General features: G+C 43.8%; 18 protein-coding genes. 10 read left to right on the top strand and 8 right to left on the bottom strand.

Features of this window, described 5'->3' with window-relative positions; all coding sequences use genetic code 11:
- Window positions 1-215 precede the first annotated feature (215 nt).
- The 5 genes from BMW86_RS04350 to BMW86_RS04330 all read left to right on the top strand — a co-directional run bounded on the left by BMW86_RS04350 (window position 216) and on the right by BMW86_RS04330 (window position 6,151).
- Window positions 216-1,688 (top strand): tagaturonate reductase, encoded by a 1,473-nt coding sequence (locus BMW86_RS04350; protein WP_089783554.1) that lies wholly within the window; start codon window positions 216-218, stop codon window positions 1,686-1,688.
- A gap of 14 nt (window positions 1,689-1,702) precedes the next feature.
- Window positions 1,703-3,115, top strand: a complete 1,413-nt coding sequence (uxaC, locus tag BMW86_RS04345) for a glucuronate isomerase (protein ID WP_089779313.1) — start codon at window positions 1,703-1,705, stop codon at window positions 3,113-3,115.
- A complete protein-coding gene (locus tag BMW86_RS04340; RefSeq protein ID WP_089779311.1) occupies window positions 3,102-4,100 on the top strand; it encodes a sugar kinase in 999 nt (332 codons plus the stop codon). The genes uxaC and BMW86_RS04340 overlap by 14 nt, the downstream gene beginning before the upstream one ends.
- A 2-nt stretch (window positions 4,101-4,102) precedes the next feature.
- Window positions 4,103-4,768 carry a beta/alpha barrel domain-containing protein gene (locus BMW86_RS04335; RefSeq protein WP_089779308.1) on the top strand — a complete coding sequence of 222 codons (666 nt, stop codon included), beginning with the start codon at window positions 4,103-4,105 and terminating at the stop codon, window positions 4,766-4,768.
- A gap of 78 nt (window positions 4,769-4,846) precedes the next feature.
- Window positions 4,847-6,151 (top strand): MFS transporter, encoded by a 1,305-nt coding sequence (locus tag BMW86_RS04330; protein WP_089779306.1) that lies wholly within the window; start codon window positions 4,847-4,849, stop codon window positions 6,149-6,151.
- 95 nt (window positions 6,152-6,246) lie between these two features.
- Here the strand turns inward: BMW86_RS04330 and BMW86_RS04325 are convergent, their stop codons facing one another.
- A complete protein-coding gene (locus BMW86_RS04325; protein ID WP_089779304.1) occupies window positions 6,247-7,893 on the bottom strand; it encodes a UxaA family hydrolase in 1,647 nt (548 codons plus the stop codon).
- Between the two features lie 261 nt (window positions 7,894-8,154).
- On the opposite strand from BMW86_RS04325, the gene kduI reads away from it, so the two are divergent.
- Genes kduI through BMW86_RS04300 form a run of 5 tightly spaced genes read left to right on the top strand, consistent with a single transcriptional unit; the run spans window position 8,155 to window position 13,344 of the window.
- A complete protein-coding gene (gene kduI / locus BMW86_RS04320; protein ID WP_089779302.1) occupies window positions 8,155-8,991 on the top strand; it encodes a 5-dehydro-4-deoxy-D-glucuronate isomerase in 837 nt (278 codons plus the stop codon).
- A gap of 11 nt (window positions 8,992-9,002) precedes the next feature.
- A complete protein-coding gene (gene kduD, locus BMW86_RS04315) occupies window positions 9,003-9,770 on the top strand; it encodes a 2-dehydro-3-deoxy-D-gluconate 5-dehydrogenase KduD (RefSeq protein ID WP_089779300.1) in 768 nt (255 codons plus the stop codon).
- 22 nt (window positions 9,771-9,792) lie between these two features.
- Window positions 9,793-10,845: a LacI family DNA-binding transcriptional regulator gene (locus tag BMW86_RS04310; protein ID WP_089779298.1), complete on the top strand. Its 1,053-nt coding sequence runs from the start codon at window positions 9,793-9,795 to the stop codon at window positions 10,843-10,845.
- A 19-nt stretch (window positions 10,846-10,864) separates the two neighbouring features.
- Complete coding sequence (locus BMW86_RS04305; protein WP_089779296.1) at window positions 10,865-12,076, top strand: AGE family epimerase/isomerase; 1,212 nt, start codon at window positions 10,865-10,867, stop codon at window positions 12,074-12,076.
- Complete coding sequence (locus tag BMW86_RS04300) at window positions 12,076-13,344, top strand: DUF2264 domain-containing protein (RefSeq protein WP_089779294.1); 1,269 nt, start codon at window positions 12,076-12,078, stop codon at window positions 13,342-13,344. The genes BMW86_RS04305 and BMW86_RS04300 overlap by 1 nt, the downstream gene beginning before the upstream one ends.
- Window positions 13,345-13,356: 12 nt before the next feature.
- Here BMW86_RS04300 and BMW86_RS04295 read toward each other — a convergent pair whose 3' ends face one another.
- The 7 genes from BMW86_RS04295 to BMW86_RS04260 form a co-directional block, all read right to left on the bottom strand.
- Complete coding sequence (locus tag BMW86_RS04295) at window positions 13,357-14,034, bottom strand: response regulator transcription factor (protein ID WP_089779292.1); 678 nt, start codon at window positions 14,032-14,034, stop codon at window positions 13,357-13,359.
- The gene (locus tag BMW86_RS04290) at window positions 14,006-14,842 is read right to left on the bottom strand and encodes a sensor histidine kinase (protein WP_089779290.1); all 837 of its coding nucleotides are present in this window, start codon (window positions 14,840-14,842) and stop codon (window positions 14,006-14,008) included. Before BMW86_RS04290 ends, BMW86_RS04295 begins: the two co-directional genes overlap by 29 nt.
- A complete protein-coding gene (locus BMW86_RS04285; RefSeq protein ID WP_143056481.1) occupies window positions 14,812-15,537 on the bottom strand; it encodes a hypothetical protein in 726 nt (241 codons plus the stop codon). The genes BMW86_RS04290 and BMW86_RS04285 overlap by 31 nt, the downstream gene beginning before the upstream one ends.
- Window positions 15,538-15,660: 123 nt before the next feature.
- Window positions 15,661-16,116 carry a hypothetical protein gene (locus tag BMW86_RS04280; RefSeq protein WP_089779287.1) on the bottom strand — a complete coding sequence of 152 codons (456 nt, stop codon included), beginning with the start codon at window positions 16,114-16,116 and terminating at the stop codon, window positions 15,661-15,663.
- A gap of 746 nt (window positions 16,117-16,862) precedes the next feature.
- Window positions 16,863-17,381: a hypothetical protein gene (locus BMW86_RS04270; protein WP_089779283.1), complete on the bottom strand. Its 519-nt coding sequence runs from the start codon at window positions 17,379-17,381 to the stop codon at window positions 16,863-16,865.
- Window positions 17,382-17,484: 103 nt separating this feature from the next.
- On the bottom strand, window positions 17,485-19,794 hold the full coding sequence (locus BMW86_RS04265) for a GH92 family glycosyl hydrolase (protein WP_089779281.1): 2,310 nt from the start codon (window positions 19,792-19,794) through the stop codon (window positions 17,485-17,487).
- A 323-nt stretch (window positions 19,795-20,117) separates the two neighbouring features.
- Window positions 20,118-21,857: an SGNH/GDSL hydrolase family protein gene (locus BMW86_RS04260; RefSeq protein ID WP_089779279.1), complete on the bottom strand. Its 1,740-nt coding sequence runs from the start codon at window positions 21,855-21,857 to the stop codon at window positions 20,118-20,120.
- Window positions 21,858-21,944 lie beyond the last annotated feature (87 nt).

The raw sequence follows: 21,944 nt of genomic DNA, 5'->3' as shown, positions 1-21,944 counted from the left end.
AGGGCTTATATACGGGTTATATACCCTAATGGGCAGAATATCAGTAGGTTATCACTACCTATTTACATTCTGGTGCTTTTTTACTACTGATTAACAAGGAATTAGAATATAAGTAAAAGCGTAATGGAAGAAAAGGGTAAAAAATTTATACTTAAAGTTCTTCCGGAGTTATATATTTATTGATCAAAATTCTCTGAATAAATAAAATGGATAACATGTTACCTGTACTAAATAAGGCTCATGTATTGAAGCACCCGGGTTTTGGCATTACGGAGCGTTATTTCAGCTATCCTGAAAAGATCTTACAGTTTGGGACAGGTGTATTACTGCGCGGACTTGTAGATTACCTGGTAGATAAAGCCAACAAAGAAGGCATCTTTGAAGGAAGGATCGTCATTGTAAAATCTACAGACGGGCCTACTACTGATTTCTCTTCCCAGGATAACCTCTATACTACCAGTATCAAAGGAGTAGCCCAGGGAGAGTTGGTGAATCAACGGGTAATCAACGCTTCTGTTAGTCGTGTTTTGCAATCGAATGCAGAATGGAAGGAAGTGTTGAAGTCGGTGCATCAACCCGACTTGCAAATCATCATTTCCAATACAACAGAGGTTGGTATTCAATATGTTGCGGAGAAAATAGACAAAGGCGTACCCGCTTCTTACCCCGGTAAACTGCTGGCCGTCCTTTATGAGCGCTACACCCATTTTAAAGGGGCCTCACACAGCGGTTTCGTCATCGTACCTACAGAACTGGTGGTCAATAATGGCAGCTTATTACAGGAGATCATCTTAAAACTGGCCGCTTATAACGAACTGCCCGAAGCCTTCATCAACTGGATCACTGCCAATAACCAGTTCTGCAACTCCCTGGTAGACCGTATCGTTCCCGGTAAACCCAAAGAATTAGCGACGCTGGAGGAAGAAGCAGGATACAAAGATCAGTTATGGATAGATGCAGAGCCTTACCTGTTATGGGCTATTGAGGGAAATGAAACAACCTCTAATACATTGTCTTTCTGCCAGGCTGATACCCGCATGCTCATCACACCGGATATCACTCCTTACAGAGAACAGAAACTGCGTATTTTGAATGGTAGTCATACGATATCAGTACCCCTGTGTTTCCTCAGCGGACTAAACACCGTGTATGAAAGCATGAGTAATACATACATGCGCACATTCTTCAGAACAGTGATCATGGAAGAAATTGTACCGACTATAAAGGACTCCTGTCCGCAGGCACCTGCCTTTGCAGAAGATGTACTGGACAGGTTTGCCAACCCTTACATCGCGCATAAACTGATCAGCATCACCTTCCAGCAGAGTTCCAAAATGAACGCCCGGAATGTGCGTACCATTTACCGTTATTTTAAACAGGAACATATTGTGCCTCAGCATATGGCACTGGGCTTTGCTGCTATGCTACTTTTCCTGCGTCCTGCAAAAGAAGAGAACGGGGTATATTACGGTTTGCGCGGAACAGAATATTATACTATCACAGATGATAACGCCGCTATTTTTGCTGATCACTGGAAAAATGAAAATGTAGCACTAATGGTGAAACAGGTTTGTGAAGATAAACGCTTATGGGAGATAGACCTGAGCACTATTCCTAATTTCCGTGGGTCCGTAGTAACGCATTTGCAGGAGATCCTGCAAAATGGCTTAGGAACGGATTTAGATTAACTGAACAATAGATTATGAAGCAATTCCTGTGTGCTGATTTCCTGTTACGTACAGAAACAGCCAAACAACTATTCCACGATTATGCCAAAGAGATGCCTATCATCGATTATCATAATCACTTATCACCGGATGAAATAGCAGGCAACAGACAGTTTGAAAGTCTTACTGCTATGTGGCTGAAAGGCGACCATTACAAATGGAGGGCCATGCGGGCCAATGGTGTGGATGAAAAATATATCACCGGCGATACCGATGATCTTACCAAATTCAAACACTGGGCGGCTACTGTGCCTTATACCATGCGCAATCCTTTATACCACTGGACGCATATGGAGTTGCTTAACCCCTTTGGCATAAAGCAATTGCTGGATGCAGACAGTGCTTCATCTATATACAATCAGTGTAATGAGCAGTTGTCTCAATGGAAAGCGCAATCGCTTTTAACACATTTTAAAGTGCATGCATTATGCACCACAGATGATCCCTGCGATACACTGGAACACCATAAAAATATTCAGCAGTCGGCTTTTAATGTAAAGGTATTACCTACTTTCCGGCCGGATAAAGTCCTGGCGGTAGAAGATGTACCTGCATTTAATGCATATGTAGAAAAACTAGGCATAGCGGCTGGTATAGAGGCTACTACTTACAGCAAATTACTGGAAGCACTGCGTAGCAGACATGATTATTTCCATGCTGCAGGTGGCCGTTTATCAGATCATGGTATCAGCACTTTTTACGGTAGTCCGTTTACTGCTGCATCACTGGAAAAGATCTACGTTAAACTGCGTGCAGGGCAAACCGTCACTACAGCTGAAGCGGAAGAATTCAAATCAGGTACTTTGCATTTTATCTGCGAGTGGAACCATGAACGCAACTGGGTACAGCAGTTCCATGTAGGCGCTATCCGCAATAACAATAGCCGTTTATTACAATCCGTAGGTGCAGATGCCGGTGTAGATTCTATCGGCGACTGGCAGGTAGCACAGGCCATGTCTTCATTTTTAGATGGATTGGACAAAAAGGGTAAACTGGCCAAGACAGTAGTATATAATTTAAATCCTGCTTATAACGAGGTATTTGCAACCATGGTTGGTAACTTCCAGGACGGTACAGTACCCGGTAAAATGCAGTTTGGCTCCGGATGGTGGTTCCTGGACCAGAAAGATGGTATGGAAAAGCAAATGAATACCTTAAGCAATATGGGACTGCTGAGCAGATTCGTAGGTATGCTCACTGATTCAAGAAGTTTTCTGTCGTATTCCCGCCATGAATATTTTCGGCGTATTTTGTGTAACCTCATCGGCAATGATGTGGAGAACGGAGAACTGCCGGGAGATATTAAGTGGCTTGGAAAGATGGTGCAGGATATTTGCTACAATAACGCGAAAACATATTTTAAGTTTGAGGATAATGAAGCCAGTTAAAGTTATTTCATTCGGAGAAATTCTGCTTCGGTTGTCGCCGGAGTTCGCGCAGCACAACGCTGCAATATATGTAGGCGGTGCAGAAGCAAATGTAGCTGCTGCACTGGCTAACTGGGGTACGCCTGTTACCTATATCAGCCGGGTGCCTGAGAATGGTATTGCAACGCAGGTACTGCAACAGCTGGAAGAAATAGGCGTAGAAACAGACCGTATGCTGAAAGGCGGAGACCGTATTGGTATCTACTACCTGGAACAGGGGAAAGACCTGAAAAACGCCGGTGTAGTGTACGACAGAAAGTATTCTTCCTTCAGTCAGCTGCAACCTGGTACCGTAGACTGGGACAGCCTGCTGGGTGATGCAGAATGGTTCCACTGGAGCGCACTCACACCCGCACTGAATGAAGACGCAGCTATCATCTGCAAAGAAGTGCTGGAAGCCGCTACAAGAAAAGGACTGATCATCTCCACAGATCTCAATTATCGCAGTAAACTATGGCAATACGGAAAACAACCCATTGCCGTAATGCCTGAACTGGCGCAGTACTGTGATGTGATCATGGGCAATATCTGGGCATCTAACCAAATGCTGAATACCACTTTAAATACGGCTGCATTAACGGCAGAAACAAAGGAAGTATATTTGGAGGAAGCCAATAAAGTAGCGAAAGAAATAAGAGAGAAATATCCACGTTGTAAAAAAGTAGCTTTTACATTCCGCTTTTCAAACGCGCCTACGCATAACTTATATTACGCAACCTGGCATGATGAAAAAGGAGACGTGGTATCAAAACAGTATGAAACAAATGCAGTAGTAGACAGAGTAGGAAGCGGAGATTGTTTCATGGCAGGATTGATCCATGCACAACTGGAAGGGATGAACGCACAGCAAACCATTTCATTTGCCGCTGCCGCCGCCTGGTCCAAGTTATTCCTGAAAGGAGATTTTAATTTAACAGCTAAAGCAGACATTCAAAAACTAATATAGATATGGCACCAGCAACCGCAGAGATCATTGCTGCATTTGAAAATAGTAAGCTCATACCTGTATTTTATCACGAAGAAGAAGAGGTATGTTATGAAGTGATGAAAGCCTGTTATGAGGCAGGGATCCGTGTATTTGAATTTACCAACAGGGGAGAGCATGCACGCCGCAATTTCGCTTATATGCGCGATAAGAAACTGGCCGCTATGCCGGATCTGTTCCTGGGTATAGGCACCATTAAAAGCGCGGAGGATGCAAAGTTGTTTGCCGGTATGGGTGCCGATTTTATCGTAAGCCCTATCACCGATGCCTCTATCGCAGATGCCTGTAAAAAGGAAGTTATTGCCTGGATACCAGGTTGTATGACGCCTTCTGAAATAGCCACTGCGGAGAAAACGGGTGCCACATTTGCTAAATTGTTCCCCGGTAATGTATTGGGTCCCGGTTTCGTGACTGCCATCAAGCCCCTTTTCCCTGATATGAAGTTTATGCCAACAGGTGGGGTAGATGCAACTAAAGAAAGTATGCAAACCTGGTTCGATGCAGGCGTAGTATGTGTTGGGATGGGATCAGGGTTATTAAAAAAAGACCTGATAGAGAAGAAAGACTGGACCGGACTGAAAGCTCAGTTGTCCAAAGCAGTGGATATTGCAAAAGCTATCAAGAAATAAAGAAAAACATTAATAAATGCAAACGTTTGCATTATTGGTTGCAGAGTTGTAAATTGACTATACTTTATAAATTCCAAAATGAAAGGCATGGATACCACTACAATTGGCAGATATCGTTGGCGCATTTGTGCCCTCCTATTCTTTGCAACTACTATCAACTATATAGACAGGCAGGTGATCGGACTCCTGAAACCTATGTTGGAAAAGGATTTCAACTGGACAGAAGTTGATTATGGCCACATCGTTACCGCATTTTCCGCTTCCTACGCAATCGGGTTATTACTGTTCGGCCGTCTGGTAGATAAGATCGGCACCAAAATGGGCTACATTCTTTCCATCATTGTATGGAGCGTAGCTGCTATGGCACATGCCCTGGCAAAATCTACCATCGGCTTTGGTATGGCCCGCGTATTACTGGGCCTGGGTGAATCCGGCAACTTTCCTGTAGCCATTAAATCAGTAGCAGAATGGTTCCCTAAAAAGGAACGTGCGCTGGCTACCGGTATTTTTAATTCCGGGGCTAATATTGGGGCCGTAGTGGCGCCGATAGTAGTACCCTGGCTGGCAGGTACTTATGGCTGGCAACAGGCGTTTATATGGACTGGCGTGCTTGGTTTTATATGGCTCATCTTCTGGATATTCATGTACGAAATTCCTGCCCGGCATAAAATGCTTACCACAGAAGAATTTGATTATATCCATAGTGATCATGATGAAGTGAGGGATATTACTCAGGAAAAACCACGTATCGGCTGGATGCAATTATTAGCTATCCGTCAGACCTGGGCCTTTGTATTCGGGAAACTACTCACAGATCCTATCTGGTGGTTCTTCCTCTTCTGGTTACCTTCTTATTTCTCTACTACATTCCACCTCGATTTTACAAAACCTAACATACAGCTGATCATCATTTATACCGCCAGTACCATTGGTAGTATTGGTGGCGGGTACTTATCTTCCTGGCTGATCAAATCGAGGCAATGGCCGGTATTCAGGGCCCGTAAAGCTTCCATGTTGTTATTTGCGGTGTGTATAGTACCGGTGATCTTTGTAAAGCAAACCGGGAATATCTGGGTAGTAGTGACTATTATCGGTCTGGCTGCAGCCGCTCACCAGGCATGGTCGGCTAATATCTTTACAACAGTATCTGACATGTTCCCCAAGTATGCGGTAAGTTCCGTAGTAGGTATTGGTGGCATGGCAGGTTCTATAGGCGGAAGTTTGTTTCCTCTGGTAGTAGGCTGGTTACTGGATCATTATAAATTATTAGGAAATATCGGCGCGGGTTACAACATTCTATTTATTATCTGCGGTTGCGCTTATCTCATTGCATGGGGTATGATGCACCTGTTTGCGCCAAAGATGGAAAGAGTAGACATCTAAGGTTTGATTTTTGGGTGCAGGGCTTTGCCCTGCAAAACCCCTTTAATTTTTTAGTGATGGTGCATTCACACCATCACTAAAAAATTAAAACTGTATTAAAGACTTACACCTCGTTTCCACGGAATGAAATCGTCCTGGTTTAAAAGTTCAGCTTTGGTATGTACTTCACCATTGGCAGTCTTGATCACGAACTCCATAATCTCTTCACCCATCTCTTCAATACTTTTCTCTCCGCTGATGATAGTACCGGTATTGATATCAATGATATCAGGCATACGTTGTGCCAGTTTGGTATTGGTAGCCAGTTTCACTACAGGGGCAATAGGATTGCCGGTAGGCGTACCTAATCCCGTTGTGAACAGTACAATATTAGCGCCGGAGCCGACTTCCGCAGAGGTAGATTCCACATCGTTACCAGGTGTACACAGCAGGTTCAATCCTGGTTTCTTCACATATTCCGTATAGTCCAGTACATCAGTAACAGGGGAGATACCACCTTTTTTAGCAGCACCCGCGGATTTGATCGCATCTGTGATCAGACCGTCTTTAATGTTACCCGGAGAAGGGTTCATATAAAAACCGGAGCCTACAGATTCTGCCTGACTTTCATACGCACGCATGATGCGGATGAATTTATCCGAAGTATCTTTTTCTACGCAACGGTTGATCAGTTCCTGCTCTACACCGCAGAGTTCAGGGAATTCTGATAAGATAGAAGTACCACCCAACGCTACCAGCAGATCAGAAGTATGACCAACAGCAGGGTTAGCTGAAATACCGGAGAAGCCATCAGAACCACCACATTCCAGTCCGATTACCAGTTTGGATAAAGGAGCCGGCTGGCGGTTTACTTTATCCGCTTCTATCAGTGCCAGGAAAGTTTCTTTAATCGCATCAGACAGCATAGCAAATTCAGAAGCGCTCTTCTGCTGTTCGAATACCAGTAAAGGTTTGTCGAATGCAGGGTTCAGTCTTTGCAGGGATGCCTGCAGGATAGATACCTGTGCATGCTGGCAACCCAGACTGAGGATAGTAGCGCCTGCCACATTAGGATGATGGATATAACCTGCCAACAGGGCGCATAGCGCATCTGCATCCTGGCGGGTACCACCGCAGCCACCTTCGTGGGTAAGGAATTTGATACCATCTATATTAGAGAATACCGTGTTACGTTTGGCGGAAGCAGCCACTGCTTCTGCCTTGTATTCCTTAATAGCAGCTACATTGCCTTCTTTATATAAGGACACAAGGTCCTGCACCTGCTCGTTGTATACTTCAGTAGGAGCGAAGCCCAGACCTCTTTCAAAAGCGGTTTTAATCACGCTCACATTGCGGTTCTCGCAGAATACCAGCGGAATTACCAGCCAGTAATTACGGGTACCAACCTGTCCGTCTTTACGATGGAAGCCATTGAAGGTGCGGGTTTCCCATTTGCTTACGTCAGGCTTCTGCCATTCTATATTGCCTTCTTTTTCGTGGAAAGCATTCGCATCGTGTTTGATATTGGATATAGTGATCACTTCTCCTCTATGAACAGGCTCATTGGCTTTACCCACCAGTACACCGTACATGGTGATAGGGTCACCGGCCTGTACGTCGGTGATCATAAATTTATGTTTGGCAGGGACGTTTTTCAGCAGTTTAATCGTGGAACCATTAAACCCGATTTCAGTGCCGCTTTGCAGGTCTTGCAAGGCCACCAGAACATTGTCGTCGGGATGTATTTGTAGAAACGTATTCATGGTGGCTAAAGTATGAAATAAGACAACCCCCTGTTAATACTAAAATCTTAATCCATGATAAGATTTTGACTTCACTTCTTTGCTAAATCCGTTTAGCGGAAAATTTAACATTAAAACAGGCCAGTGTCCTATACTGTCCTATCTTTTTTGCCCTTGCTGTATTTATAGTGCAAACGTTTGCAATTTTCGGCATTATATTATATCTTTCCATCCCGTTATGAAGAATACCTTCATCATTTCTAAAATTAATATGTCGAGATTATGACCGCAGAAACGAGGTATGCCTCCAGTCCAGCCGCTGTGCAGCGTTGGAATACAGAAGAAACAAGGAATGAACTCTTAATAGATAAACTGTTTGAAAAGGATAATGTAAGACTGGTATACAGTCATTACGACCGCTTCATTACCGGTGGTATCATGCCTGTGGCCGGGCCTGTAAAGCTGGAAGCGCCGGATCAGTTAAAGGCAGTATACTTCCTGGAAAGGCGTGAACTGGGCATCATTAACGTGGGTGGTGCAGGCACTGTGACCGTAGACGGAGAAGCATTTGAGATAGCTTATAAAGAAGCATTGTATGTAGGAAGAGGTAAACAGGAAGTGCTGTTCAGCAGTAAAGATGCCGGTTCTCCTGCTAAGTTTTACCTGAACTCAACACCTGCACATAAAGAATTCCCTACCCGTCATGTTACCCGCAAAGACGCTGAGGTAGTTACTTTAGGCGCCATGGAAACATCCAATCACCGCACCATCAATAAGCTGATAGTAAGCACGGTACTGCCTACCTGCCAGTTGCAGATGGGTATGACAGAGCTGAAAACAGGCAGTGTATGGAACACCATGCCGGCACATACGCACGACAGGCGCATGGAAGTATACTTCTATTTTGAAGTACCACAGGGGCAGTCCGTATGTCATTTCTGGGGGCAGCCACAGGAAACAAGGCATATCTGGATGCAGAACGAGCAGGCAGTTATTTCTCCGCCATGGTCTGTACACTCAGGCGCCGGTACCAGCAACTATACCTTTATATGGGGTATGGCCGGTGAGAACCTGGATTATGGAGATATGGATGTATGTGCAATTCCTGACCTGCGATAAACTTATCAATCATGGTATTACAATCATTTGATCTTACGGGAAAAACAGCGCTGGTAACAGGTTGTAAAAGAGGTATCGGCTTTGGTATGGCATTGGCACTGGCAGAAGCAGGGGCGGATATCATCGGTGTTTCAGCTACTCTGGAAAAAGAAGGCAGTGAGATAGAAAAGGCGGTAACAGCACTGGGCAGGAAATTTCATGCCTACCAGGCCGACTTTGGAGACCGTACCGTTTTATATAATTTTATCAGAGAAGTAACAGGACAATTTCCTGTGATAGATATACTGGTAAACAATGCAGGTACTATTCTGAGAAAGCCCGCAGCCGAACATCCGGATGAATACTGGGATGAAGTATTGGATATCAATCTGAATAGTCCTTTTATACTCACCCGTGAAATAGGTAAACAGATGCTTTCTCATGGCAGTGGAAAGATTATCTTTACGGCATCGTTACTTACATTCCAGGGGGGGATTAATGTACCTGGTTATGCCGCAAGCAAAGGAGCCGTTGGTTCACTGGTAAAAGCATTCGCCAATGAATGGGCAGGCAAAGGCATCAATGTGAATGCCATTGCGCCCGGTTATATTGCTACGGATAATACGGCTGCATTACGTGCAGATGAAAAAAGAAGTGCTGCTATACTGGACCGCATACCGGCAGGACGCTGGGGTAATCCGGAGGATTTTAAAGGTCCGGCCGTATTCCTGGCATCCAAAGCATCGGACTATGTACATGGTACCATTTTAACAGTAGACGGGGGATGGATGGGACGATAAAACTCCACCTGAATACTGATATATGAGCAAAAGAACAGAAAAGACAATTGTCGATATTGCGGAAGAGTTAGAACTTTCCGTATCTACCGTTTCCCGGGCATTGCATGATCATCCCAACATCAGTGCAAAGACAAAAGAAAAGGTAAAGAAGATGGCCCGTAAAATGGGGTATCGTCCTAATACCATGGCTGCCGGTTTGCGCAATAATAAAAGCAAGACCATTGGCCTGGTAGTACCTCGTATCTCTATGTTCTTTCCTGCTACTATCAGTACAGTTATTCAGAACAAATTGCAGGAGCATGGGTATAACCTGCTGATCTGTCAATCCAATGATTCCCTGGAACAGGAAATAGCCCTGGCAGATACCCTGTATTCCGCACGTGTGGATGCACTGGCGGTATCTACCACTTTATATACTACCGACTTCTCTCATTTTGATGTATTCAATGAGAACAATATTCCCCTGGTATTTTTCGATCGTGTGCCTAAGGATTATAAAGTGAAAGTGATTAAGGGAGATGATTACCTGGGTGGTCTCACTGTTACCAATCACCTGATAGAAAGAGGCTGTAAAGATATTGTACATATTTCCGGGCCGCTTACCTGTAACCTCTACGTAGAAAGAGTAGCAGGGTATAAAAGTGCCTTGCAGCAGCATAAGATACCTTTTAAGAAATCGCGTATCTTTTATCATGAACTAACCCGCGAAAATGCCTTACAGACCTGCGAGAAAATATTCGCGCAGCAGCCTTACCCGGATGGTGTTTTCGCTGCCAACGATACTACTGCCATTACTATCCTGGAGTATTGCAGAAAGATAAAACTGCGTGTGCCGGAGGATATTAAAATAGCGGGTTATTCCAACGACCCGCGTGCGGAGATCATTACGCCTTCTATTACTTCTGTGGACCAGTGCCCTGCACTGATGGGAGAGAAGGTAGCGGCGGCCCTGCTGGAATTGTTACAGCAGTCTAAGCCTGTACAGAAGTATAACGAAGAGATTATTCCCATTGAATTAATTACCCGCGCTTCTACGGAAGGTCCTGTAGTGAAAACCCGCGGAAAGAAGAAGTAATAATTTAAAAAATACACGGATGAAAAAACTCAGTTTCACATTACTTGTGTTGCTTTTTGTGATGCAGGTAATTGCCCAGACTCCTGCGCGTAAAAAACAGATGATAACCCTGGCAGATAAGACACTTAATTTTGCTGCCGGTCAGTATAAGCTGATGATGCAGCATTTACCAGATACAGTGTTACCCCGTTCTACCAATAACATGACAGGTAAGCTGGTGACTGCGAAGTCTGATTGGTGGACAGCTGGTTTTTATCCCGGTACTTTATGGTATTTATATGAATACACAAAAGACAATACTTTAAAAAAGGAAGCTATTAAACGTGATTCCCTTGTAGAAAAAGAAAAGAATAACAAGCATACACATGACCTTGGCTTTATGATGTATTGCAGTTTTGGTAATGCATATCGTCTCACTAATAATCCTGCTTATAAAGAAGTGTTATTGACCAGTGCGCGTTCTCTTTCTACCCGTTTTAATCCTAAAGTAGGTTGTATTAAATCATGGGACCATGGTGCCTGGGAGTATCCTGTGATCATTGATAATATGATGAACCTGGAACTGCTTACCTGGGCCAGCAGGGTTACGCATGATACCTCTTTTGCGCATATTGCGCGTACGCATGCGAATACAACTATGCTGCACCATTTCCGTGAAAATTACAGTTCTTATCATGTGGTAGCGTATGATTCTACTACCGGTGCAGTGATAAAAAGACAAACGCATCAGGGAGCGGCGGATAGTTCTGCATGGTCAAGAGGACAGGCATGGGGATTATATGGTTATACCATGATGTATCGTGAAACTAAAGACAAAAGATATCTTGATCAGGCGCAGCATATTGCTGATTTTATCTTAAATAATCCAAGGATGCCTAAAGATCTGATCCCTATCTGGGATTATGATGCGCCGAAAGTAACAATGAACGTTGACTCGCCAGATCCAACACCAAGAGATGCTTCTGCGGGCGCTGTGGCTGCTTCTGCATTACTGGAGTTAAGCCGTTATGTAAAAGGGACTGCTTCTACCCGTTACTGGAATGCAGGAGAGAAGATGTTAGAGAGTTTGTGCAGCCCTGATTACCTGGCTAAACCGGGTGAGAATAATGACTTTATTCTGAAGCATAGTGTAGGTTCTTTACCTCATAAGTCGGAGGTAGATGTACCCCTTACTTATGCAGATTATTATTTTGTAGAAGCATTGTTACGATACAAACAATGGGCTAAATAATGCAGAGACGTAATTTTATAAAAGCGATTCCATTAGTAGGTATGGCCGGTGTTGTAAAAACAGGGGAAAGTGTTTTTATCGCAGATAAAGAAAAAGATTCTCTGATAGATAAAGATCCTGTAAACACTGACAGAACCTACTGGGCAAACTTATTAAACCGTATAGCAACACCTGTTTTACTGAACCTCAGCAAGGGGCAGTTAAAACAGGTGATGCCGCTGGTGACAGCACCGGGTTATAACAAGCCGGTAGAAAAGGTGACTTACTTAGAAGCCTTCGGCCGCACAATGGCAGGTATTGCGCCCTGGTTAGAACTGGGTGCAGATAATACAATGGAAGGCAGTATGAGGATCACCTTAACAACATACGCCCTGGAAGCAACCGCACAGGCAGTAAACCCGGATGGCCCGGATTACATGAACTTTACGGGTAAATACGACGGGCAGCCATTAGTAGATGGGGCTTTCTTAGCCCATGCCTTTATCCGCGCGCCAAAGCAATTATGGGCGCCGCTGCCGGCAACTGTAAAACAACAGGTCATCAGTAGTTTTAAAAGCCTGCGTAGCATTACTCCCGGTTATAACAACTGGTTATTATTCTCTGCTATCATAGAAGCCGCTTTATTATTATTCGGAGAAGAATGGGATGCCATGCGTGTAGACTATGCCATTAAGAAACATGCAGAATGGTATAAAGGAGATGGAATGTATGGCGATGGCCCGGATTTCCATTTCGATTATTACAACGCTTTTGTTATCCATCCCATGTTAACTGATATACTGAAAGTATTATCAGATAAAGGGAAAATCAATAAGAAAGAATACGATACTGCTATTATAAGAATGCAGCGTTATGGTGTTATCCAGGAAAGGCTGATTTCCCCCGAAGGGACGTTCCCGGTAGTAGGAAGGTCTATGGTATACAGGAATGCGGCTTTCCAGCCGCTGGTACAGCTGGCATTACATGAGCAGCTACCAGAAGGATTGTCCCCGGCACAGGTACGTTGTGCCTTAACAGCAGTGATGAAAAACATCTTTGAAACAAAAGGCACCTTTGATAACAAAGGCTGGCTGCAACTTGGGTTCTGTGGTTATCAGCCGGAGATCGCAGATGTATATACAGCAACCGGTAGCTTATATCTATGCACTACCGGGTTTCTGGCCCTTGGGTTACCTCCGGAACATGCTTTCTGGGCGGGAAAGCCGGAGGAATGGACAGCTCAGAGAGCCTGGAAAGGAAAGACCGTCTTTAAAGACCATGCGCTGTAGCGCTATTTATTATCAATCAGTATTGATATCTATCAACCCATATCTGATTCCAAAAATCACCAGCCCAACTCTCGTTTTTACCTTCAGTTTATCACAAAGGCTGCTTTTGTAATCATCAATAGTACGTGGGCTTACAAACATCTTCTGGGCGATCTCTTTATAAGATAATTCCGTACAGAGATACTGTAAAAACGTCTTTTCTTTAGCCGTCAGCTCTATCTTCTCATTTAATGATAATACGTCCTTCTGCAAGCCGGAAATCACTTTACCGGAGATATAATCAGGGAGATAGAAGTCTTTTTTGATAATAGAATCAAATGCTTCCTGCAAATCATCCGGTTCCACATTTTTCATGATGTAGCCTTTAGCGCCGGACTTGAGCATCTTGATGATCACAGATTCATCATTCAGCATAGACAGGGCCAGTACTTTGATCTGAGGGAAGTGGTTATTGATCCAGGTAGCGGTTTCATATCCGTTCATACCGGGCATATTCACGTCCAGAATAAGGATATCCGGTAACTGTAGTTCACGGTTATTAATGATCTTTACTACTTCTTCTCCGTTGCTGGCTTCGAACAAAATGAAGTAATCAGGGAAGGTATTAATCAGCCTGCTGAGTGCTTTTCTTACCAGTACATGGTCGTCGGCAATGGCCACACTATATTTCGATTTCCTCGTTATGCTCATGGAATGACTGTTTGTTTACTGGAATAGTGATCCTGATAGCAGTACCACTATTTTTTACACTATGGATATGGAAAGTGCCACCTATCAGAGAGGCTCTTTTACGAATGTTTCTTAGTCCTAAACCTTTTTGATTTTCCTGTTCTGCAAATAATGCTTCGGGATCAAACCCAATGCCATTATCTGTTATTTCCAGTACGATGATGTCGGCATTATGAGACAGGCTAACCTCTACTTTGCTTGCGCGGGCATGTTTAACAATGTTGTTCAGCATTTCCTGTACAATACGAAAGAGAATGATCTCTGTCTGATGGTCAAGCAGGTTCCGGATATCAACAAAATTAACAGAAGTTTCGTATAAATTGGTTCTTTTCAGTCTTTCGAGTTCGAATTCGATAGAATTGGCCAATCCAACTTCCGTAACGCGGTCGGTATGCAGACTGCGGGACAGATCTCTTAATTCAGTAATAGCCTTTTGCAGGGCCTTCCTGCTTTCCTCAATGTATTCCTGTGCTTCACTGTTATTATCCACGGGTACTGTTAACAGGGACAATGCCACGAAGGTGAGCGACTGCCCGATGTTATCATGAATCTCCTGAGAAAGATGTCCAAACACGTTTTCCTGTATCTCGAGCTGGGATTTCAGTAATTCCTGTTCGTAACGTTCTTTCATCAGATGTAACTCCTGGGTTTGTGCCTGTCTGCTTTTCTGGTTGAGTATCAGCATAATTATGATGAAGCCTACCAGTAGAACAAGCAGGAAGATGGATGTGAAAATAACTATGAAGACTTCCTGAAAATTAGATTGCATACAAACGAAATGCTGAACAATAAATATAGAATAATATTCATCACAACATTAACAGAATAAATAATCTTATAGACATATAAAGGCACGTTGGCAATAACATTCAGAATTCCGTTCATTGGCAGACTGCAGGTATTATAGAATAGTATGCCTGTTGATATCCAGAATGTTGGATCATGTAAAAGACTTTGAGGCCCGGAGTGTTTAATACGTTCATAGAAGTAAGCAATGCTGGCTATAACTGTTAGTGTGCAGCCACATATAAAAGAATAAGTATTAAAAGTGTGTAATCCCTGAAAGAATATCATGTTTGCCGACGCAAAGACAGGATATACAATAGCCACCCAGGTAAGGATGGACATAACCTTTCTGTTTTGCAGGAAGGATCTCATCAGGTATATAAGATAGGTAAAGTTGATGATGGTGTAAAAATTATAGAAGATCAGGTTGTTTTTCCGGTGCAGACTGTACCACCAGGCAATGACCTCAATAGTAATCGTCAGTAATATGTACAGGATGAAAGAGTTGAAGTAATGAGGCCGCTGGTTTTTTATCCTGGAAAACAGGGCAATGATAAGGCAAAGTATATAAATGACCACATGTAAAGGCAACCTGTACAGTGGATTATGTGCGAGAGCAAGGACATGCAGGCTTACACAGGACGGTGAATATTGAAAACAACTATTTAACACTGACACAAGGATATTTATAGTGGATGGCAAATTAAGAAAACTAGGGGTTAAATTATTTTTGTTCAAAAAGAAACTGCCGGATATGTATCCGGCAGTATGAGATGACATTTATATAAATGGGGCAAATACTTATATAGTGATAGCTTCTTTTTGAACGATTTGTTGTTGTGTTGTTGTCCCCTGGCCTATACAGCCGGGAGGGCAGGGTAACGCCCAATTGAAGGCTATGACCTCAGGTCCTTTAGGTGTGGAAACATACAGATCTTTATTTTCGGTTTTACCGGTTTCGCTTGTTTTCTGCTGGGTAGCAACAAAAACGACTGTTTGTCTGCCTTCCAGCAGTATATTTTCAGGGAGAGAAGAAGGATATACACCAAAATAGAGCCTTATCCCATCTGCACCAGCTGCTTCAGCCGTTTCTATGTATTGCTTCAGTTCTTCAAGGCTGTACCATATGCTCAGGGAATCCATTTTGCCCAGACGTTCAGAGTTGGCTTTCCATCTGTTTTCCTGGTAGTTATTGCGCAGCATTGTAACATGCTTATTGTTTACGAACTGACCGGCTTTCATGATAATGGCAGACATAAGATATTGATTTAGGTTTGTAGATCTCATTAACAATTTAAAACTACATCTAATGTAAGGACATAAATTACCCTAAGTTATTAATAATCATAACATTACAAACATGAGAAATTTATAATTACTGGCTAATCAGGTCATATATAATTTTATTTAATGCAAAAACCGGTCTTTCCTGATAAATATTCATGTAAATATGAATAAATTTCTGCGTAAATAACGGTGCTATTTTGCCGTATTTTACCGGTATAAATTGATTTTCTGTGAAGGATATCCTATTTTCTGACAAGCCTGGGCGGAATAATGATACCCGCACGTGTGTTTTATAATGAGCGATTAAAATCCACCGTGAAATACCGGGGTAATACATACCGTGATTCACGCAGTTTGTTATCGCATACAACTACATTTCCTCTTGATTTATTGCCGGTTTTTTCCACCTGCTTACCTGTGATTTGAGGATTAATTATCAATTATTTACATGTTGAAATGCTGCTATTTCCATGAGGAACAGGGGGTTTGAGCGTTTTAGCTCAATTCTGATGTTGCAACTTGGATATTGTCGTTTACGTTTAACCGGTCCGTTTACTTTTCTCATCGCACTACAGCAACTATATTTTTAATAATATTGATGCAGGCAATAAGCCTGAATGCTGATTTAAAATATTGTACCCTTTGAAAACCCTATAATTGTATTGTCCCCCCCAAAGTACCATAACTGGCCTGCTTTTTAGCAGGCCTTTTCTTTGCTATATACTCACAGCAATGAGGTAATCTTTCAGTGCAGGAACGTCGTAAAAGAAGCGGAAAGAGATGACAGTGTTGATGGTAGTGTCGTATACAGGACTGAAGAGAGAGACTTCTGTTTCGCCGTCTGTAACCCAGAGGCTTTGGGTTCCTACCAGCTTTCCTGCAACAGTGGTCTTGCAGATTTTGGGCTCTCCGTAAAGCTGACTAAGCCTGCTGGCAAGGTGTTTATTCACTTCCCTGGGATAAAGGAAAATGCGGTTGATAAAGCCTTCTCCGTTCGTAGATGCAAAGAGATGACGCAGCTCTAAACCTGTGTCCCGGCTTTCTATGGTGCATTTCAGATCGCCGTCAAATACGTGGTAAAGGGAAGTGGCAGGGAAGACGTCGAAGGTATGCTTACCTATGAAGTGATCAAAAGGTAACATGCCGGAGAGTGATTCCGGTCTTTTGCCCAGCTGTATATCACCAATGCCCAGGTGGTTAAACCTGAAACTGTGCTGTTGCGGTGTGGGTTTCATATATACACGTTAGTATATATAAATGTACACATAAAACTCAGAAGGTCAGCAACAAATGGGATGAACCATTCGCTGCTGACCTTCTGAGTGACTTATTTTTTATTTATTTTTTTGGCTTGGCCCCCATATAGAAAACCAGTTTTCCGCCATTCATGATATCTGCATGTGTGATGGAATTGGTGGTTACAGGCTGGCCATTCAGCGTTACTTTCTGTACATATACGTTCTTGTCACTTTGTCCGGGAGCCTCTATGGTAAAGGTTTTCCCATTTTCCAGTGTTAAGGTGGCTTCCTTTACAGCAGGGCTACCCAGGATGTACTGATCAGAACCCGGACAAACAGGATAGAAGCCCAGGGAAGTGAAGATATACCAGGCGCTCATCTGGCCACAGTCATCGTTACCACCTAATCCATCTGAGGATGGACGGTACATCTTCTTCAGTATCATACGTACTCTTTCCTGTGTTTTCCATGGTTCGCCGGTCCAGTTGTACAGATAAGCAGCATGGTGAGATGGCTCGTTACCGTGTACATAATTACCGATGATACCATCGCGGGTGATGTCTTCTGTTTCCGCGAAGAATTCATCCGGCAGGTGCATGGTGAACAGTGAATCCAGGTGTTTGGAGAAACTCTTTTTACCACCACGCAGTTCAATCATTTCGGCAGGATACTGTGGTACATACAAACTGTAGTTCCATGCATTGCCCTCAATGAAGCCCTGGTTGTCTGTTTTCAGCGGATCAAACTCTGCACGGAAAGTACCGTTATCCAAACGGGGACGCATATATCCACTGGCTGCATCATATACGTTGCTGTAGTTCTTTGAACGTTTGATGAACTCATCGTAAATATCCTGTCTGTTCAGCTTCTTAGCCATTTGTGCGATACACCAGTCGTCATATGCATATTCCAGTGTTTTGGAAACGGATGCACCGCTTTTATCTTCCGGCACATAACCCTTGTCTATGTAATAACCCAGTCCGTCATAACTACGGTGACGGGCAGTGGTTACACAGGCTTCCAGCGCTTTATCTGCATCAAACGGAGCGTTCCCTTTCACTACTGCATCTGCAATAACAGATACGCTGTGGTAGCCAATCATACACCAGTTTTCATTAGCGTAATGTGACCATACCGGCAGCATATGCTGTACGCTCTGGTTGTAATGTGCTACCATCGACTGGATCATATCTGCATTACGTTTAGGCTGTATGATGTTGAACAGCGGATGTAATGCACGGTAAGTATCCCAGAGGGAGAAAGTGGTATAGTTGGTGAATCCTTCTGCTTTATGGTTGTTCTGGTCCAGGCCGCGGTAGCTGCCGTCTGCGTCCATATAGGTAGTAGGACTGATGAATGCGTGATACATGGCAGTGTAGAAATTTACCATTTCATCTTCACTGTTCAGTTGAGCATTGATCTTGTTCAGTTCTTTGTTCCATTGTGCCTGACCATCCGCTTTCACTTTTTCAAAATCCCATCCTGGTATTTCAGTACGCAGGTTGTTCAATGCACCTTCTGTGCTTACAGGAGAGAGTGCAAATTTGATCTTGATCTTTTCTCCTGCACTGGCTTTAAAGTCGAACCAGGCGCGGACCTGGCGGCCTGCCATTTCCGGGAAGTTATGACTGATATCAAACTTGCGCCAGAAACCTCTGTATACATCGTTGGCATAGGTCTGATGACCATACTGATAGAATGGTTTGGAGAAAGACATTGCGAAGTACTCCACACGCGTACGTGCCCAGCCGTTAGTCTGGCGATAACCGGTGATCAGTGTATCGTTTTCTACTCTTACGAATGTCCACACGTCTTTGTTACCATAGTTGTAGATGCCTGCCATCAGGTCCAGTACGATATGTGCCTGGTCTGTAGCTTCTGCAAATGTATACTGGTGGAAACCTACACGGTTGCTGGTTGTTAACTCAGCGGTGATATTGTACTTATCGAGTTTTACTTTGTAGTAATCTGCTTCTGCCACTTCGTTATCGTGAGAGAAGGTAGAGCGGTAACCGCTTTCAGGATGAGTAGCAGTGCCCGGGTTTAACTGCAGTTTACCAGTGGTGGGCATGATCAGGAAATCTCCCAGATCAGAGTGACCGGTACCGCTTAAGTGGGTATGACTGAAGCCGGTGATGGTTTTATCTGCATACTGATAACCTGCGCAGTATTTGTATACGTCCGGGTTATAGTGTCCATTCTCTTCGTAGGGAATGGTATCGGTTTCAGGACTCAGTTGCACCATGCCGAAGGGCACGGTAGCGCCGGGATAGGTATGTCCCATTTTTTCTGTACCGATGATAGGCTTTACATAGGGCACGAGGTTTTTCTCCTGTGCATGTAAGGGTTGTTGTGCGTATAATGCAATACAGGTAAAGAGTGAAAGGTGGTAAGCGAAACGTACACCCATTGTCTAAAATGATTTTAAGCGTTCGGATTTTGTGATGGTCAAAAATAAACGAAATTTAGTGAGATATAGGCCCGATGTGGTTTCCAGTGTCACCGTTGGGTAAAAGAGTTTAAATGGATTTTAAATAGGCTCCGGTAGGAGCCCCGTGTTTGTAGAAAACAGATTAAACAACAGACTCAGACTCCGTAGGAGTCCCCTTCTATTCGCGACTTAGGGGACTCCTACGGAGTCTATTATAGAGAAGATCATTTTTTGCTACAAACACGGAGCTCCTAACGGAGCTTTTAATTTGCTACAAGGTTAGACACTTTTGGACCGTTCCCTTATTGTAGATAAGGTTGTAGAAAATGAGCCAGCTTGTTATATCCTGTTTCGTTGGGATGTAAGCCGTCTGTAAACAAAGTGGCATCTATGGTAGCATCAGGTTTTAACAATACAGTTCCCGGGTTAATGAACTGCACTTGTTCTTCTCCAGCCATCTGCATAATGCCCTGGTTAATACTCACTATTCTTTTCTCCATGTTCAGGCGGGGCAGTATACCACTGAGTAATATGCCTGCTTTTGGCTGCCGCTGCCGGATAGCTTTTACTAAAGCTCTTAGTCCTGTGATAATCTCTTCATCTGTATTCATATCCAGGTTATTAGTGCCGATGGCGATATATACCTTATTGGCGTTGTACCCATCCAATTCATCATGATACACACGCCATAACACATTTTCAACCCTGTCCCATCCAAAGCCGAAGTTCCTGGCACCAACAGGGTCCATCACTTCTTTCCATGAATCAGCGCCTCTTGCGATAGGAGCTGCGGGCAATCCTCCCCAGAAGTGAGTGATAGAGTTGCCCATCAGCACAGTCTTAGGCGCTTTGGCAGCGTTCATAGTTAAGAGTTCATTGTGACGTGCATCCCAGTCATAACGGTGTAATTCACGGTACTGGCGGCAGGGGATGGTGGTGTTGATAGTGCCGGTAGGTTCGTGTAAAATGGTACGCAAACTGGTTTCATACGCTTTGGCATATTCCAGCATACCGGCATCACCAGGATGAACACCATCTACGGTAGCAGACAGATCGAAGTTGATCTGCGACGCGTTTAAAACGTACACTTCTTTAGCGCCTTCTGATTGCAGTTTTTCATAAGCATCCAGTAAAGCCTTATTGGCAATAGCATGATTCGCATTGCCATTGAGTGATTGCAGCGATGCAGCGGAATGTGCTACCAGTAATATAGGCGCAGTTCTTTTCTTACGGAGTGTATGAACCGCCGTAATAATGCGTTCCTGTATTTCCGCAGGTGGCAGTTCGCTGATATTGGGCAGGCAATCCAGCACATACACTTTTGCATCAATTTCAGATACAAGTGCGGTTACCGGTGGTTCCAGCTTGCCGTTGCCGGAGAAACCGAGATTGATCACCTGCCTGTCCATTTGCCTGTCGAGGAGGTTAGTCCAGGCAAGGCCGGGGCGGGAGGCGCAGGCACCCTGTGCAATGGAAGTACCATATACCACGATAGGTTTCTCCTTGCGTGTTTGCAGGGGAACTACCGCTGTATTACCCGGTACGCCTATTTCCATCCATTTTACATTGTTGTACAAGGGAAGGTAAAGCCGGTATTCCCGGGCTTCATCACTGAGGTTGGAGAATTTATAGGTGACGGTATCTCCGAAGTTATACCTGCCGGAAGCCCATTTCCAGGCCCCGTTAGCGTCTATGGCGTAGAGGTCAACCCCGCTGACACCGGTAGCCGGCATATGTGACATTTCGAATTTGCCGGATACGGTATACCGGATGATGATCTCTTTTGCAGGAGTTCTAAAGCGGATAGACAGTCCCGCAGTCTGATGGGAGATGTTCCAGACGTTTGTTTGTACGGTTTTCTCTGCACGTGCCGGGAGGCGGTCATATGGCAAGCCAACTTCTTTGGGCCATGCCTGTCCTTCTATAACCGGGAAGCTGTTGGTGGCAGGATTCCACCAGGTATATTCCTGTGCCTTTACAACAAGGCTTAATAAAGAGGTAGTAACTACAATTACTGCTGTTCTGATATTTAAAATTACCATACGATTCGTGCTGTATTTTAATTGCTACTAAAAATATTGCATTCTTATTGATTATTATATAGTGTTTTTCATAAAAAATCGATGCTT

Origin of the sequence: Chitinophaga sp. YR573, from assembly GCF_900110995.1 — a bacterium.
Classification (GTDB): Bacteria; Bacteroidota; Bacteroidia; order Chitinophagales; family Chitinophagaceae; genus Chitinophaga.
This window is presented reverse-complemented; position numbering and strand designations above follow the sequence as displayed.

What these genes read in the sequence shown, in the direction of transcription:
- BMW86_RS04325 (WP_089779304.1), bottom strand. Translation starts at nt 7,893, where the DNA reads ATGAATACGTTTCTACAAATACATCCCGACGACAATGTTCTGGTGGCC.
- BMW86_RS04330 (WP_089779306.1), top strand. Translation starts at nt 4,847, where the DNA reads ATGAAAGGCATGGATACCACTACAATTGGCAGATATCGTTGGCGCATT.
- kduI (WP_089779302.1), top strand. Translation starts at nt 8,155, where the DNA reads ATGACCGCAGAAACGAGGTATGCCTCCAGTCCAGCCGCTGTGCAGCGT.
- BMW86_RS04265 (WP_089779281.1), bottom strand. Translation starts at nt 19,794, where the DNA reads ATGGGTGTACGTTTCGCTTACCACCTTTCACTCTTTACCTGTATTGCA.
- BMW86_RS04280 (WP_089779287.1), bottom strand. Translation starts at nt 16,116, where the DNA reads ATGTCTGCCATTATCATGAAAGCCGGTCAGTTCGTAAACAATAAGCAT.
- kduD (WP_089779300.1), top strand. Translation starts at nt 9,003, where the DNA reads ATGGTATTACAATCATTTGATCTTACGGGAAAAACAGCGCTGGTAACA.
- BMW86_RS04260 (WP_089779279.1), bottom strand. Translation starts at nt 21,857, where the DNA reads ATGGTAATTTTAAATATCAGAACAGCAGTAATTGTAGTTACTACCTCT.
- uxaC (WP_089779313.1), top strand. Translation starts at nt 1,703, where the DNA reads ATGAAGCAATTCCTGTGTGCTGATTTCCTGTTACGTACAGAAACAGCC.
- BMW86_RS04300 (WP_089779294.1), top strand. Translation starts at nt 12,076, where the DNA reads ATGCAGAGACGTAATTTTATAAAAGCGATTCCATTAGTAGGTATGGCC.
- BMW86_RS04310 (WP_089779298.1), top strand. Translation starts at nt 9,793, where the DNA reads ATGAGCAAAAGAACAGAAAAGACAATTGTCGATATTGCGGAAGAGTTA.
- BMW86_RS04340 (WP_089779311.1), top strand. Translation starts at nt 3,102, where the DNA reads ATGAAGCCAGTTAAAGTTATTTCATTCGGAGAAATTCTGCTTCGGTTG.
- BMW86_RS04335 (WP_089779308.1), top strand. Translation starts at nt 4,103, where the DNA reads ATGGCACCAGCAACCGCAGAGATCATTGCTGCATTTGAAAATAGTAAG.
- BMW86_RS04350 (WP_089783554.1), top strand. Translation starts at nt 216, where the DNA reads ATGTTACCTGTACTAAATAAGGCTCATGTATTGAAGCACCCGGGTTTT.
- BMW86_RS04290 (WP_089779290.1), bottom strand. Translation starts at nt 14,842, where the DNA reads ATGCAATCTAATTTTCAGGAAGTCTTCATAGTTATTTTCACATCCATC.
- BMW86_RS04305 (WP_089779296.1), top strand. Translation starts at nt 10,865, where the DNA reads ATGAAAAAACTCAGTTTCACATTACTTGTGTTGCTTTTTGTGATGCAG.
- BMW86_RS04270 (WP_089779283.1), bottom strand. Translation starts at nt 17,381, where the DNA reads ATGAAACCCACACCGCAACAGCACAGTTTCAGGTTTAACCACCTGGGC.
- BMW86_RS04295 (WP_089779292.1), bottom strand. Translation starts at nt 14,034, where the DNA reads ATGAGCATAACGAGGAAATCGAAATATAGTGTGGCCATTGCCGACGAC.